Below are 13,562 nucleotides of genomic sequence, written 5' to 3'. Positions count from 1 at the left end.
GATTGCCGCGACGGCCGTCGGAATGCGCGACGAAATCTGCAAAACCTCGACGTGCAAGCCTGATCGGCTCATGCGTCGCACGCCGCGGCTGCTCACGAAAGAGCGCCTTTGTCCGGCATGGAGACCCCGGGATTGATCCAAAATTTGGATCGATCGATACAGGCTTCGGTTTGGACCCCGGCCCTCCCTCTCCTCTAGGACAGTCATCGAGGAACGTGACAAGAGAGGTGGAGCGCATGAGCGCAATCGTAACCACGGCCGAATTGCGCCGATCGCGCGTGCGGCTATTCATCGTGACCATGCTGTTCCTGGTCACGACCGTGAACTACGCCGACCGGGCGACCTTGTCGATCGCAGGACCTTCGCTGTCCAAGGAGCTGCATCTCGATCCCGTCGCGATGGGCTATGTGTTCTCCGCCTTCGGCTGGTCCTATGTGCTCGCGCAGGTGCCGGGCGGCTGGCTGCTCGACCGCTTCGGTTCGCGCTGGGTCTATGCCTGCAGCATCGTGATCTGGTCGATCTTCACCATGATGCAGGGCTGGATCGGCTTCTTCTCCGGCGCCGCCGCGGTCACCGCGCTGTTCGCGCTGCGCTTCCTGGTCGGTCTCGCCGAAGCGCCGAGCTTCCCGGCCAATGCCCGCATCGTCGCCGCCTGGTTTCCGAGCAACGAGCGCGGCACGGCGTCGGCCTTCTTCAACTCGGGCCAGTATTTCGCGACCGTGATCTTCGCGCCGCTGATGGGCTGGATCGCGCATGCGTTCGGCTGGCGCCACGTCTTCACCGTGATGGGCGCGCTCGGCATTCTCATGGGCCTGACGTGGATCAGGACCATGTACGGGCCGAAGGAGCACGCGAGCGTCAACCAGGCCGAGCTCGACTACATCAAGGACGGCGGCGCGCTGATCGACATGGAGGGCGCGCGCGACGGCAAGGCCGCGTCCGGTGGTCCGACCTGGTCGCATATCGGGCAGTTGCTGTCGAACCGCATGATGCTCGGCGTCTATATCGGCCAGTACTGCATCAACACGCTGACCTATTTCTTCCTGACCTGGTTCCCGGTCTATCTCGTCAAGGAGCGCGGCCTCTCGATCCTGCAGGCCGGCTTCGTCGCCACCCTGCCGGCGCTGTGCGGCTTCATCGGCGGCGTGCTCGGCGGTTTCATCTCCGACGCCATCCTGCGCAAGACGGGATCGCTGACGCTCGCCCGCAAGATCCCGATTGTCGGCGGCATGCTGCTGTCGATGGCGATCATCGGCTGCAACTATGTCGACGGCCAGGCGCTGGTGGTCGGCCTGATGGCGCTGGCGTTCTTCGGCAAGGGCATCGGCGCGCTCGGCTGGGCGGTCGTCTCCGACACCTCGCCGAAGGAAGCCGGCGGCGTCTCCGGCGGCCTGTTCAACACCTTCGGCAACCTCTCCAGCATCACGACGCCGATCGTGATCGGCTACATCCTGTCGGCCACCGGCTCCTTCAACGGCGCGCTGGTGTTCGTCGGCCTCAACGCCCTGGTCGCGGCGTGCGCCTACTTGCTGATCGTCGGCAAGATCCAGCGCGTCCAGCTCCGAACCTCCTGAGCACCACGCTTAGCGTCGCGTGGTCTCGACTCCAACGGCGGCCCCCCGGCCGCCGTTTTTTTGTCGGCGCCTCGCCGCCATTCCAGGGCGACGCGCGACAGCCATCAGAAGCAACCCGGACCCGTGGAAACGGACACGGTCTCACCATCTCAACCCGCCGATCAGCGGACAGACATGTTGAGCCCAGCAAAAAGGGAACGCGGGGAACATTGATAGCAGGGGTCCGCTACATCGCTAGACCCACTATTTCGGAATCCCTGTTTTCTATCGGCGGGTAGCCCAAATGCCGATGAACAAGTCCAAATCCCGGGGCCCGCGACACCAATTCTTGCCATCGGTGGAACGGATTCCCGGGCTCGTCGGAGCGTCACGCTTGGTTAAGGCAAATGCATGAGGCCGCCGCCTCAAGGCGTTCACATCGCCTTGGCGAGCGCGAACAACCGGAAATCCTCGAGCGCCGCGCGCCGATGCGGAGCGACTTCGCGCTGGTAGGTCTCGGTGTCGACGATCGAGCGGAAGGCGGCGAAATCGCCGTATTCATTGATCGCCGCTTCGTCCCAGCGTTCGCCTTGCGGGCCGACCAGGCTCGCCAGAACCGGCCCGGAAAACATCCGCACCAGCGGCTTACCGGCTGCGAGACGCCGGAAGGCCGGTCTATAGCGTTCGTTAAAGGCTTCGCGGCCCGAACAGGGCGCGGCGTCGAAGCCGTCCTCGTAACGCGCATACGCGCGGTAGCGCAACAGATTGAGCATGTAGACCGGCTGGCCGGGGCGAATCGCGCGCTCGGCGACGTCGAGGGCTTGCAGCGTGATTTCGATGGGGTGCATGGGACTTCTCGCGGTTTCTAGCGGCGCAGCATGCGCGCTGACGCTCCCCATTTGGCCCATCGGAACGGCCTCTTGTAGCGACCACGCCGCCATGACTATGTGGACTGGATGTCCACAACGGCCTTGCCTCCCGACCTCTCGCGCCTCCTCGCCTTCGTCCGCGTCGTCGAGGCGGGCTCCTTCGCCGAAGCCGCGCGGCGAGCGGGGACGACCACCTCGGCGATGTCCAAGGCGGTCGCCCGCCTCGAACAGGCTCGCGGAATACGGCTTTTGCACCGCACGACCCATTCGCTGGCGCTGACCGAAGAGGGCGAGCGGCTGATGGCGGCGGGACGCGCGCTGGCCGACAGTCTCGATCGCGTCCAATCCGCGCTCAGCGAAGCCGCGCGTAACGATGGCGGACGGGTGCGAGTGACCGCCCCCGCCTCGTTCGCGCGTGCCTGCATCCTGCCGCGACTGCCTGCGTTCCTGCGGGAGCGGCCCGAAATCGAGATCGAGATCAAATTCCGCAACGAGATTCTTGATCTCGCGGCGGAAGGCGTCGACATCGCCATCCGCTCAGGACCCCTCGATCGCGCGCCCGGTCATCTGGCGCGGCGGCTTTGCACGTTCTCCTGGATCGCTTGCGCCTCGCCCGCCTATCTGAACGCGCGCGGTGCGCCGGCGACTCCATACGAGCTTTCCGAACATGGCCACGTCGGCTTCCGCAATCCCGCGAGCGGGCAGATCCTGACCTGGCGCTTCACCGACCCACGCGGCAAAAAACTCGTTCGCGTCGCGCCCAAGCCCAAGCACATTTGCGACGACGCGCACGCTTCGGTCGCTTTGATCGCGAATGGGTTCGGCATTGGCTGGGGCCCGGCATGGCTCGTCCACGACGACTTGCGCACAGGTCGGCTCGTCGAAGTGCTTGAGCCGTGGCGCGCGCCGGCGGAGCCCCTATGGATGCTGCGCACCTCGGACCGCCGGCCGCCGCTGCGCACGCAGCGCGTCATGGCGTTCCTCGCTACGCTTCCCGCCGCGTTCAGCGACAAATCGGGATGAGGCGTCGGCCGTCAGTTGGGCTCAGCGGTCGGCGCGTAGGACGCCAGCCGGCTTGGGAGGGGAAATCGGGGACAGACCACGATTTCCCCGGCTTCCTGGGCTTCCGCCTTGGCGCGGTCAGCAATCTGCAGCACGCCGGCAAGAACGGCTGCGCGCCGTCTCTCAACGTCGTCCATCCGTGGTCAGTCAATTTGAGATGGGTCGACATGCACACTGAGCATATCCGAGTTCACCTCGACAGAAGGACACGGCAGTACCTACCCCGAGACGTAGGAGGCACCGGGGGCGCCGTGCAAGAAGCCGTTGGCGAATGGAACGTCCGGATAGATCTCGCGCAAGCGGTCCCTGGCGGCCCCAGCTTCCACGCGGCCCGCCAGGACCGCCTGAAATTGCTCGGACACCGCGACCATGTCGCAGGCCTGAGGTGACAGCCGCAGCGATCTCACGCCGCTCTGCGTCAGACGATCGAGATCGCCGAGCAGATTGCAGCAACCATGCGACAACGTCTGCACGCCATTCATGGTGAGGAACGCTTCATTGTCCAGCGTCGTCACGACGAGGCCGTCCGGATCCTGCTCGCACACGAAGCGGCAATTGTCCTTGGCGAGCTTGTGCAGGCGGGCGTGATAGCAGCGCGCGGAGATCGCGAGCGGCACACGGCCGAAGGCGAACACTTCGATCGCCACCTGCGGCACGGCGCCGGCGATCGCGGCAACCGAGGACAGCGGCAGCTCCGGCGGGAGGCAGATCCGGGAAGCGCCCTGGGCGGCATGAAACGCGGCGCTGGCCTCGTTGTAGATGTTGACGAATGGCCCGATGGCATGCGGCCGACCGGCGATCGATTTGAGGCAGGTGAGGTCGTTGACCTCCACCAGACCGTGGCCATACTCGGCGAGGCTTGCCGTCTGCCGGCGCTCGCGTCGCAACGACACCAGGACCAGCGAACCCAGCAGCACCTGCTTGCCGGCAGCCATAAGCCGCTCGATGACTTCAGGCAAATGGGGTTCGAAGAACGGCGCGCGCTTCGAGCAGACGACCTCGCCGACCACGACGCGGTCGAGCGGGGCCTCGTCGGCCATGCGAAAGTAAAAATCACGCCAGCGCTCGGGCTGCCAATTGTAGAGCACGGGCCCCAGAGTGAGCTGCATTCGGCCTGCGCCTTGTTCCGCCATTGTCATGTGGTCCTAGCGCCAGGTCTTGCGGTAGGCGCCCTGCGTGGTGGCCTGCCCTTCAGTGAACGCCGTGAGGTCGGACGCGTCGGCGGACCGGCCGGCATCGAGCGCTGCCAGCACGCTGCGGAAATGCCGCACGACCCCGTCGACATAGGCGCGGCCGCGCTGGCGGCCCTCGATCTTGAGCGCGGTGACGCCGGCTTCGCGCAAGCCTGCGAGCAGGGTCGTGGCATCGAGGCTGACCGGATCCTCAAAGATGTAGCCAGAGCCCTGTGCGGTCGAGAAACGCCCCTTGCACAGCGTTGGATAGCCGGCAGGTTCGTTGCGTCCGAATCGGTTGATTGTGAAAGCACCAAGCCGCGAGGTCGTGCCCAGTATCGTCTCCTGATAGACGACATGACTGGCCGGCGAGCATACCCCCTGCATGTTCGGCGACTTGCCGGTGGCGTAGGAGGACAGCGAGCAGCGCCCCTCGGCCATAACGCATAGTCCGCCAAACACGAACACTTCGGTCTCGCATGCCGTCTCACGGGTGATCTCGGCGATCTCGGGTACGCTCAGCACGCGCGGCAGCACCACGCGGCGGGCGCCGAAATTCTCGACATAGAACGCGATCGCGTCGACATTCGCCGCCGCCGCCTGCACCGAGACATGCAGTCGCTGTTCGGGATGGCGCCGCGCGGCATAGTGCATCAGCCCGACATCGGCAAGGATCAGCGCGTCGGCCCCGGCCTCGACGGCATCGTCGACCGCGCGACGCCACAGCTCGACGGCGCCGGCGCGCGGGAAGGTGTTGATCGCAACCAGCACCTTGGCGCCGCGCCGATGCGCGAACGTTACTCCTTCGCGCATCTGCTCGCGGCTGAAATTCAGCCCGGGAAAGTTGCGGGCATTGGTCTCGTCGGCGAAGCCGCAATAGACGGCATCGGCACCGGCTTCGACCGCGCTCTTCAGCGCCGCCGGCGTCCCTGCCGGACAGATCAGCTCCATCGTCGCATCCCGCTTTCGTTCGTCGTTGATCTCAGCAGCGAGTCACGCGCGGCCGCCAGCAGGCGTTGCGCGGGCACGCCGAACGGCCCCGAAAGCGCCGCGATCTCGCCGACCAGATCCAGACCGGCATCATCGATCGCGTTGCGCAGCGCCAGCACCGCCTCGATATCGCCTTCGATCACGAGCTGACGCGAAAACATCAGCGCATCGCCATCGAGCCGGCCCTCGACCAGCGCCAGCAGGCTCACGATCGACGCAGAGATGGAGGCATCGAGGCCGGTGGGCAGCTCGCGCACCGCCGCGAGTTGCGGCTGCTGTGGACCCGCCTGAATCACGAATGCGAACGGCAGATCGGTCGGCTTGATGCCAAAGCGCTTTCCGCGATGCGACCCGAGCCGGTCGAGCAGATGCGGATGCCGGCGCAAGAGCCCACGCAGGAAAGCGCCGAGCGCGATCTGCAGGGGCAGCAACGGCAACGGACGCAGCACCTGCCTGAGCAGTGGCGGCAACAGGGGCAGTGAGGTCGAAGACGCGTCCTGAAGAGAGCTCATGGCACAAGCTCTGGCCGGATCGGCGGCGGAAGTATTTGACCCGGAACAAAGATCACACTGATTGTTCCAGCTACGAGGCGTTTTTTGAACGGAGCCTATCGTTGCGACGTGATGTCCCTCGCTTCCGCGAGCTGTCGGATTTCCTGCGCTTTCTCGACGAGCGGGGACAGCTGCGACGCATTCGCGACAACGTCTCGGTCGTCCACGAGATCACCGAGATCCATCGCCGCGTCATCTCCGCCGAAGGGCCCGTGCTGCTGTTCGAACGGCCGATCAAGGCATGCGGATCGCTCTCGGCAATGCCGCTCGTCACCAATCTTTTCGGCACCGTGGAGCGGGTGGCCTGGGGCATGGGCGTGCAGCCGGAACGATTGGCGGAGCTCGGCGAGATGATGGCGGAGTTGCGCGCCCCGCAGCCGCCGCGCGACATCAGGGAAGCGCTGCAGAAGCTGCCGCTGGCACGCGCAGCACTGTCGACCCGGCCGAGGCTGCGATCAGCCGCGCCGGTGCATGAACGTGTCACGATGGGCGATGACATCGACCTGACCACCTTGCCGGCCCAGATCTGCTGGCCGGGCGAGCCGGCGCCGCTGTTGACGTGGCCGCTCGTCATCACCGTGCCGCCGGACGCGTCCGCCGGCGAGCAGGAAAATGTCGGCGTCTACCGCATGCAGGTGCTCGGCCGCGATCGCGCCATCATGCGCTGGCTCGCCCATCGCGGCGGCGCCCGCCACCACCAGCAGTGGCAGGCGCAGGGGCGCGACATGCCGATTGCGATCGTGATCGGGGCCGATCCCGCCACCATCCTCAGCGCCGTGTTGCCATTGCCCGAAACTATCTCCGAGCTGCGCTTCGCTGGCATCCTGCGCGGCGACCGTCCCGAGCTGGTCGAATGCCTGACCGTGCCCCTGACGGTGCCGGCGGCCGCCGAGATCGTGATCGAGGGCATCGTGTCGGCCACGGAGACCGCCCCGGAGGGGCCCTACGGCGATCACACCGGCTACTACAACGCCGTCGAGAGCTTTCCGGTTCTTCAGGTCACCGCGATCACCACGCGTCGAAGTCCGCTCTATCTGTCGACGTTCACGGGACGCGCGCCGGACGAGCCGTCTCGAATTGGCGAGGCGCTGAACACGCTGTTCGTCCCCTTGATCCGACGACAATTCCCGGAGGTCGTCGACTGCTATCTGCCGCCGGAGGCCTGTTCCTACAGGATCGCCGTGGTGGCGATCAAAAAGCGCTATCCGGGCCAGGCAAGGCGCATCATGCTCGGCCTGTGGTCGATGCTGCCGCAGTTCAGCTACACCAAGCTCCTCATCGTGGTCGACCAAGACATCGACGTCCGCGACTGGCGCGCGGTAATGTGGGCCGTCGCGACGCGCTGCGACTCCTCGCGCGACCTCGTGCCGCTTGCCGACACGCCGATCGACTATCTCGACTTCGCCTCGCCAAAATCCGGCCTCGGCGGGAAGCTCGGCATCGACGCCACGACCAAGCTCGGGGTCGAGACCGAACGCGCCTGGGGCGAGGTGCTGGCGATGGACCCTGCTGTAGCCGCGCGCATCGACGCGATGTGGCCGAGCCTCGGCCTCGGCGACGCCATGGCCGACCAAACGGCCTCGACATGAACGGGCGGCATCACGTCATCGTCGGCATCAGCGGCGCCTCAGGCGCCGCGATCGGTGCGCGCATCGTCGAACGGCTCGCGGAGCAGCCGCAATGCGCGGTCCATCTCGTGGTGTCCGACGCTGCCGTGCGCACCTTGCACGAGGAGGTCGGCCAGGGCGGCCTCGCGCGGCTGCGTGATCTGGCGGCGCATGCTCATGATGTCGCCGACATCGGTGCGAGCATCGCCAGCGGCTCGTTTTCTGCAGCCGGCATGATCGTGGCGCCCTGCTCGATCCGCACCCTCTCGGCGATCGCCTGGGGCCAACTCGACAACCTGCTGGTCCGCGCCGCCGACGTTCAACTCAAGGAGCGCCGCCGGCTGATACTGTTGGTGCGGGAGAGCCCGCTGCATCTCGGTCATCTCCGAGCGATGACGCAGGCCACCGAGATCGGCGCGATCATCGCGCCGCCAATGCCGGCGTTCTACCTGAAGCCCCAGTCGCTCGATGACGTCATCGAGCAGATCGCCTGTCGCGCGATCAACCTGCTCGGCGTCCCCGGGCTCCGCGCCAACGCGCGGGAGTGGCTTCCGGACCGGACGACCGAAGCAGGCAACCTTGTTGAGATAGGGAAGCAAGACAGGCGATAGGATTTGAAGACAGAACACGACAGACGCACTAGGGCGATGGGCCGAAGGCGTCCACGACGGTGGACGTGTTCTTCGAGCGGGCGTAACGACGCCGCCTCTCCGGCCGAGCGCTGCCAGCTTTTCGCTTTCGTTCGGTCAATTGACGTTGTCGAAACCCAGCGCAGCACGAACGGCCGGATCAATTCTGGATGGGGTCCACGGCGGATCGAATGTCATCGTCACGTCCACGGCTTCGACGCCCGCAATCTCCGCAATGCTGCTTGCGACCCCTTCCTTGAGAAAACCTGTTGCGGGGCACCCGGGCGTTGTGGCCGTCATCGTGACATGCACGACGCCATCCGTCGCCGTGATCTCATAGATGAAGCCGAGATCGACCACGTTTTCCCCCAGTTCCGGATCGATGACCACGCGCATTGCGTCGCGGATGCGGTCGATGACATCGCGGCTCATAGCGGAGCCCTCACCGACAGTTCGTAGGTCGATCCATCCGCCGTAAACCCGCCGAGCCAGCGAAAGCCGCGCTTCTCAAGTTCAGGGAACAGGAAGACCGGCTCGCGGCCCAGAAGTGCCGACAAGGTCTCTCCAGGGCCCAGCTCCTCCGCAGCCGCGAGGATGCGCACCATCGGCTCGGGTGGGTCGAGCTCTCGGTTGTCGAGCGTGACTACGGGATCTGGCCATTGCTCGAAGGCGAGGCCGGCACCAGCGTCTTCCTGACCGGCGTCCTCGGCAGCCAGCGGCGAAAACAGCACTTCCCAATCGCCATCGTCGAGCGGTCGATCGGTGTGGGCGAAGCCCTTTCTTGCCATGACGGAGAGCAGCGGAACCGGCCTGAAGCTCGCGATCAGCCGCACACCCTGGCCTGGCGCCAGCCGGTCGACCGCGTCCATGATGATGGAGAACGGTTCGCCTCCGGCCCTGAGAATCGGTCGGACGTCGACGTCAATGTACGCGGTCATGGCTCTCCTCCTAGTTTCTGGCGAACAACAGGCTTGGCGCGATGGCTCCGGCCGGAAGCCTACGGGAGCCCGCAACGTCGGAAAGACGTCGGACTCGCACAAGCTCGTGTATGATTCCAATACTGCCCACGGCCATGACCGCCGCGGCGCCGCGAAACGCCTGGCCCTCGCCCATCATCAACATGATGGTCGCCGCCCAGACGCCTAGAAAATAGATGATGAACCACTTCTCGGACCGACGTTCCACCGCCAGGTCCTGAACCCGTGGCGTCTGGGCGCGCCCCATCACGGGACCGTAGGTTTCGAGCCAGGTCAGAAAGGCGACAATCTTGTAGAGCTTCGCGAATATGAGACCAGACAGCCAGCCGAACACGGCCAAGAACGCGAACGCGCCGACATGAACGCCGACCTTTCCGCTGACGATGATGACGGTGCCGAGCGTCACCGTCGCCGCCAGGTTGGCGAAAGACACGGTTGCCATCCGCATGTTCAACTCGAGCTGGCGCCGTTTGCGCGAGCGATAGATCGTCGCGATGTCCCGTCCATAGAGCGCAAGCGAGATCACCCCAAGAACGGCGGCGACGATGAGCACGGCTCCGAGCCCGGCCTCGAGGCCGATCGCGAACAATCCGCCCACGACAGCGACCGATAGCGCGAGCGCACCAAATTTCAGCGCGGATGTGCTCTGTCGCTCGCCGAGGTCCGCCGAGAGCATGAACATGGCCAGCAGGCGATAGCTCACCCCCATGGCGGTCAGGGTCAGCCAGCCTCCCAGCCCGGCAATCGCATGGATCGGAATCGCCGCGGCCAGGAGCGCGTCGCCGTAGGCGCCCGCCGATCCGGCGAGAGCAAACGCGAACGCGACGCCGAGCGCGACAGTTGCGCATAACGCGCCAAGTCCGGCGATGACAAAGAGAGCAGATCCCTTCGGCTGGCTGAAGAGAGTCAGGCCCAGATCGAGCGCGACCATCGCCAGACCCGCGCCGAGCACCACGCTGCCGGCCGGCAGAAGCCAAACGGCTGGAGCAATTCGTCCGGCCAGTGAGAGGAAGCCCAATATCAAGCAGACCAGACCGACGTTGATGAGGAACAAGGCCGGCAAGGCCCATTTGTCGAAGGGGAGCGGCCTTGCGACGAGAACGGGAACGAACTGGAACAAGGCGCCGCATACCGAGAGACTGAGCCAACCGATACAGACCGCATGCACAACGACAAGCGTATCGGGAGCGCCGAGCTCTGCGGCGGGGTAACCGAGTCCGCCGACCAGCATTGCCAAGGCAACGAGCAGCCACCCCAGCGCTGCCGCGAAATAGCTCATCGTCCAGCGCGAGATCTTCGCCCCAATCATGAGCGGCTCCAGTTGTTGATCGCGGACGCAGCACTCGCCACGACGATGCGCCATTCGGCAGTTGCCGTGGCGCCCGGAGGAACGCAGCCAAGGGGGCGCGAACAATGAGCTTGCGCCATACAATCCCCGGCGATCGGAAAGATGCTAAACTGGCGCGACCGGCCATTCTTTGTCGGAGCGCAACATTCCGTGTCATCAGCGTCGTGATGACCACTCCAGATCGACCGGCGGGTTTCCTGTCTCGTCGAGGAACATCCATGTCAGCCGGCAGACATCTTCGACGGTCTGGCTTGGCAGTTCTGTGTCCCCGACCCCTCGATTGCTCGCAATCGCAATCAGCGCAGCTGGCTGGCTGAGTCTATGGTTCGATCCTGCCGAACACTTTCCAGCCACCGCTCCACGTCTCCGCGGGCTTCGAGCTCAACCCCCATATCTCCGGCGAAACCTCTCCAGGCATCGATATTGCTGCGCGGCACGCCGACAATCGTCGGTATCGCAAGGTCCAACGCGCGGGCGATCAGATCAAGCGTTCCGCCTCCCCCGCACTCTGCCTTACCAAATTTGTTCAACACCAGGATGTTTGGACGCGCATCCAAGCTGGCGAGGACCCGAACTGTCACCTCTGCAAGCGCCGATTCATCCAGCCGGCAACCTCTCGCTCCCGATCCACGATCCTCGAAGATCGGGGTTTGATTTGCCGTGTCGATCTCCTCGAGCAGGACGTCGCACCTGCGATTTTCGTCGAGGAACAGCCTTCGCTGCAGTGCGCCGGCGACCTTCAATCGCGCTCGACGCGAGTGATCCACGAGGTGATCGAACGTCTCGTAGGGATATTTCCCGTCGTCGTATACGAGCGCCACGAGCGGCGCGGCCGCAACGCCGACTTTCTCTACCATCACATCGTGCATGCGAATCCCAACATCAATTTGACGCTTCGACATTTTTGACCCGCCCCTCCAGCACGGATAGCCTGCGGTGGATCCGTTCTAGGAGAGCTCGATTTCATCCCTCTGCAGCGACCACTTGATCATGGACGTCAGACAGACGATCGCGGGGTCGGCGGCGCGGTCGATAGCGCTCATCAACCCGAGCCAATCCTCATTCTCTGCGAGATTTGCAAAGCGCCGGACAGCAGCCGACGCATACTCACCGACATCCTCGCCGAGGCGACCCGCGACAGAGCTGATGCGCACCAGGAGCGTGAGGTCGCCGCACCCCTGCAACACCGCACTCGACTTCGCGTCGTCACTGAGATCGTGAATGAGATCCCCGAGCAGCATGATCGCCCCCCTACTGCGGCAGTACCGATTGCGGCGCCGGCAACGTCACGCCAACGATCTCCGCGCGGTCTGCCAGATTGGCTACATATTGCGCGAGCGCCTGATGCCGCACACGCTCGGTGAGATATTGCGAAATGCGCGCCCTTGCCATGTCGAACGGCAGGACTTGTCCGAGGGCCCGTCGATCGAGGCGCACGACATGGATACCAAAGCGTGTCTCAATCAGACCGACCTCTCCAACCGACATCCGGGCCAGCGCGGCGTCGAACTCTGCGGTCGTCTGCCCACGCGACAGCTGCCCGAGCCTGCCACCATTCTCCGCCGAGACCCTGCAATCGGAGCGATCGCGCGCGATGGTCTCGAACAGTTCCGGGCTTCTCTGCACGGCCTCCACGATCGTCCGCCCCTCGTCTCGCGCCGCCGACCGAGCCAGCGAATCGCTGCTCGGCGCGATCAGCAGGATGTGAGACGCTTCGTAGAGTTCTCCGACCAGGAACCGCTGCCTGTTCTGATCGTAGAAGCGACGACACGTCGATTCGTCCGGCTCGTGTATCAGAACCTCACGCGCGATCAGCGCCCGCATCGCCGCCTCTTCCTCGGTTTCGCTGCGACCTTCGGCATCGCGCAGGGGAGCGGCCGTTATGCCGAGCCGCATGACCTCCTGTCTCAGCAATTCGCGCACCGCAAGCGCGCGCGCCGCCGCTTGCCAGGCGAGGATCGGCTTGTCCGACGGATGGTTCTGAACTTCCCGGGCAATGACGTCGCGTTCGATCACGACCCCGTTCACACTGACCAGCTTCGGCTTTGGAAGCGCCGCGCCCAATGAACAGTCCATCGGCTACTCCGCGGGCTGAATTGGTTGCACAAGATGACGGCGCCCGTCGCGGCTGCGCACCACCTGATAGCCGCGGCGGCCGAGATACCACACCGGCGCACTCCAGATGTGGACAAGGCGGGTGAAGGGGAAGAGCAGGAAGATAGTCATTCCCAGGACCAGATGCGCCTTGAAGATCGGATGGACGTCGACAATGTTGGCGGCGATTCCGGGCTGCAACGTGAGAATGCCCTGCGCCCAGGCCATGAACTTGACCATTTCATGACCATCGAGATGACCGAGCGACACGGGGATGGTCGCCAAGCCAAGCAGCAGCTGGACGAACAGCACCAGAAGGATACCCGTGTCAGCAAAAGACGACGTCGCGCGAATCCTGGGATCGAAAAGCCTGCGATGCGCGAGGAGTGAAATGCCGACCAGGCACATCAGTCCGGCGCCGCCACCGGCGACGATCGCGAGCATCTGCTTGAAGCCGTGGGACACGCCGAGCATGTCAAACACCCAGATCGGCGTCAGCAGCCCGACGAAATGACCCGCAAAAATGAAGAGGATCCCAACATGGAAAAGGTTCGAGCCCCAGATCAATTGGCGCCGCCGAAGCAGCTGACTCGAGCCTGAGCGCCACGTGTATTGCTCACGGTCAAATCGAATCAGACTGCCGACCAGAAAGACTGTCAGGCAGAGATAGGGATACCAGCCGAAGACGATGGCATTGAGTGTTTGCATGG

The 13,562-nt window shown here is 64.7% G+C and carries 15 protein-coding genes; 4 read left to right on the top strand and 11 right to left on the bottom strand.

Annotated elements, in window-relative coordinates; all coding sequences use genetic code 11:
* Positions 1–236: 236 nt before the first annotated feature.
* The gene (locus tag QX048_RS09210) at positions 237–1,574 is read left to right on the top strand and encodes an MFS transporter (protein ID WP_315827710.1); all 1,338 of its coding nucleotides are present in this window, start codon (positions 237–239) and stop codon (positions 1,572–1,574) included.
* 413 nt (positions 1,575–1,987) lie between these two features.
* Here QX048_RS09210 and QX048_RS09205 read toward each other — a convergent pair whose 3' ends face one another.
* A complete protein-coding gene (locus tag QX048_RS09205) occupies positions 1,988–2,401 on the bottom strand; it encodes a hypothetical protein (protein WP_316169253.1) in 414 nt (137 codons plus the stop codon).
* 108 nt (positions 2,402–2,509) lie between these two features.
* On the opposite strand from QX048_RS09205, the gene QX048_RS09200 reads away from it, so the two are divergent.
* On the top strand, positions 2,510–3,445 hold the full coding sequence (locus tag QX048_RS09200) for a LysR family transcriptional regulator (protein WP_316169254.1): 936 nt from the start codon (positions 2,510–2,512) through the stop codon (positions 3,443–3,445).
* A 257-nt stretch (positions 3,446–3,702) separates the two neighbouring features.
* On the opposite strand, the gene QX048_RS09195 is transcribed toward QX048_RS09200, so the two are convergent.
* Genes QX048_RS09195 through QX048_RS09185 form a run of 3 tightly spaced genes read right to left on the bottom strand, consistent with a single transcriptional unit; the run spans position 3,703 to position 6,158 of the window.
* Positions 3,703–4,593: a U32 family peptidase gene (locus tag QX048_RS09195; protein ID WP_316169255.1), complete on the bottom strand. Its 891-nt coding sequence runs from the start codon at positions 4,591–4,593 to the stop codon at positions 3,703–3,705.
* Positions 4,594–4,629: 36 nt separating this feature from the next.
* Entirely contained in the window at positions 4,630–5,607 is a 978-nt protein-coding gene (locus tag QX048_RS09190; protein ID WP_315750151.1) for a peptidase U32 family protein, read from the bottom strand.
* Positions 5,598–6,158: an SCP2 domain-containing protein gene (locus QX048_RS09185; RefSeq protein ID WP_315750150.1), complete on the bottom strand. Its 561-nt coding sequence runs from the start codon at positions 6,156–6,158 to the stop codon at positions 5,598–5,600. Before QX048_RS09185 ends, QX048_RS09190 begins: the two co-directional genes overlap by 10 nt.
* A 101-nt stretch (positions 6,159–6,259) precedes the next feature.
* On the opposite strand from QX048_RS09185, the gene QX048_RS09180 reads away from it, so the two are divergent.
* Both QX048_RS09180 and QX048_RS09175 read left to right on the top strand, forming a co-directional pair.
* On the top strand, positions 6,260–7,786 hold the full coding sequence (locus tag QX048_RS09180) for a UbiD family decarboxylase (RefSeq protein ID WP_316191977.1): 1,527 nt from the start codon (positions 6,260–6,262) through the stop codon (positions 7,784–7,786).
* On the top strand, positions 7,783–8,415 hold the full coding sequence (locus QX048_RS09175) for a UbiX family flavin prenyltransferase (RefSeq protein WP_316191979.1): 633 nt from the start codon (positions 7,783–7,785) through the stop codon (positions 8,413–8,415). The genes QX048_RS09180 and QX048_RS09175 overlap by 4 nt, the downstream gene beginning before the upstream one ends.
* A 135-nt stretch (positions 8,416–8,550) precedes the next feature.
* Here QX048_RS09175 and QX048_RS09170 read toward each other — a convergent pair whose 3' ends face one another.
* The 7 genes from QX048_RS09170 to narI form a co-directional block, all read right to left on the bottom strand.
* On the bottom strand, positions 8,551–8,865 hold the full coding sequence (locus tag QX048_RS09170; protein WP_315750147.1) for a metal-sulfur cluster assembly factor: 315 nt from the start codon (positions 8,863–8,865) through the stop codon (positions 8,551–8,553).
* A complete protein-coding gene (locus QX048_RS09165) occupies positions 8,862–9,371 on the bottom strand; it encodes a DUF2249 domain-containing protein (RefSeq protein ID WP_315827704.1) in 510 nt (169 codons plus the stop codon). Before QX048_RS09165 ends, QX048_RS09170 begins: the two co-directional genes overlap by 4 nt.
* A 10-nt stretch (positions 9,372–9,381) precedes the next feature.
* Positions 9,382–10,719: a hypothetical protein gene (locus tag QX048_RS09160; RefSeq protein WP_316166548.1), complete on the bottom strand. Its 1,338-nt coding sequence runs from the start codon at positions 10,717–10,719 to the stop codon at positions 9,382–9,384.
* A 335-nt stretch (positions 10,720–11,054) separates the two neighbouring features.
* Positions 11,055–11,660 (bottom strand): DUF2478 domain-containing protein, encoded by a 606-nt coding sequence (locus QX048_RS09155; protein ID WP_315750144.1) that lies wholly within the window; start codon positions 11,658–11,660, stop codon positions 11,055–11,057.
* Positions 11,661–11,705: 45 nt separating this feature from the next.
* Positions 11,706–11,999, bottom strand: coding sequence for a hypothetical protein (locus QX048_RS09150; RefSeq protein WP_316166547.1), 294 nt, complete (start codon positions 11,997–11,999; stop codon positions 11,706–11,708).
* A gap of 10 nt (positions 12,000–12,009) precedes the next feature.
* Positions 12,010–12,834, bottom strand: coding sequence for a peptidylprolyl isomerase (locus QX048_RS09145; protein WP_316166546.1), 825 nt, complete (start codon positions 12,832–12,834; stop codon positions 12,010–12,012).
* A 3-nt stretch (positions 12,835–12,837) separates the two neighbouring features.
* Positions 12,838–13,560, bottom strand: coding sequence for a respiratory nitrate reductase subunit gamma (narI, locus tag QX048_RS09140; RefSeq protein WP_315714236.1), 723 nt, complete (start codon positions 13,558–13,560; stop codon positions 12,838–12,840).
* Positions 13,561–13,562: the final 2 nt, after the last annotated feature.

The sequence above is a fragment of the Bradyrhizobium sp. SZCCHNS30572 genome (assembly GCF_032484415.1).
In the GTDB taxonomy this organism is placed as follows: domain Bacteria; phylum Pseudomonadota; class Alphaproteobacteria; order Rhizobiales; family Xanthobacteraceae; genus Bradyrhizobium.
The sequence above is the reverse complement of the archived record's forward strand: the minus strand, read 5'-3'. Positions and strand labels throughout refer to the sequence as shown.

Excerpts from the sequence above, each read along its gene's own strand:
- QX048_RS09210 (WP_315827710.1), top strand. The coding sequence starts at position 237 with ATGAGCGCAATCGTAACCACGGCCGAATTGCGCCGATCGCGCGTGCGG.
- QX048_RS09205 (WP_316169253.1), bottom strand. The coding sequence starts at position 2,401 with ATGCACCCCATCGAAATCACGCTGCAAGCCCTCGACGTCGCCGAGCGC.
- QX048_RS09200 (WP_316169254.1), top strand. The coding sequence starts at position 2,510 with ATGTCCACAACGGCCTTGCCTCCCGACCTCTCGCGCCTCCTCGCCTTC.
- QX048_RS09195 (WP_316169255.1), bottom strand. The coding sequence starts at position 4,593 with ATGCAGCTCACTCTGGGGCCCGTGCTCTACAATTGGCAGCCCGAGCGC.
- QX048_RS09190 (WP_315750151.1), bottom strand. The coding sequence starts at position 5,607 with ATGGAGCTGATCTGTCCGGCAGGGACGCCGGCGGCGCTGAAGAGCGCG.
- QX048_RS09185 (WP_315750150.1), bottom strand. The coding sequence starts at position 6,158 with ATGAGCTCTCTTCAGGACGCGTCTTCGACCTCACTGCCCCTGTTGCCG.
- QX048_RS09175 (WP_316191979.1), top strand. The coding sequence starts at position 7,783 with ATGAACGGGCGGCATCACGTCATCGTCGGCATCAGCGGCGCCTCAGGC.
- QX048_RS09170 (WP_315750147.1), bottom strand. The coding sequence starts at position 8,865 with ATGAGCCGCGATGTCATCGACCGCATCCGCGACGCAATGCGCGTGGTC.
- QX048_RS09165 (WP_315827704.1), bottom strand. The coding sequence starts at position 9,371 with ATGACCGCGTACATTGACGTCGACGTCCGACCGATTCTCAGGGCCGGA.
- QX048_RS09160 (WP_316166548.1), bottom strand. The coding sequence starts at position 10,719 with ATGATTGGGGCGAAGATCTCGCGCTGGACGATGAGCTATTTCGCGGCA.
- QX048_RS09155 (WP_315750144.1), bottom strand. The coding sequence starts at position 11,660 with ATGTCGAAGCGTCAAATTGATGTTGGGATTCGCATGCACGATGTGATG.
- QX048_RS09150 (WP_316166547.1), bottom strand. The coding sequence starts at position 11,999 with ATGCTGCTCGGGGATCTCATTCACGATCTCAGTGACGACGCGAAGTCG.
- QX048_RS09145 (WP_316166546.1), bottom strand. The coding sequence starts at position 12,834 with ATGGACTGTTCATTGGGCGCGGCGCTTCCAAAGCCGAAGCTGGTCAGT.
- narI (WP_315714236.1), bottom strand. The coding sequence starts at position 13,560 with ATGCAAACACTCAATGCCATCGTCTTCGGCTGGTATCCCTATCTCTGC.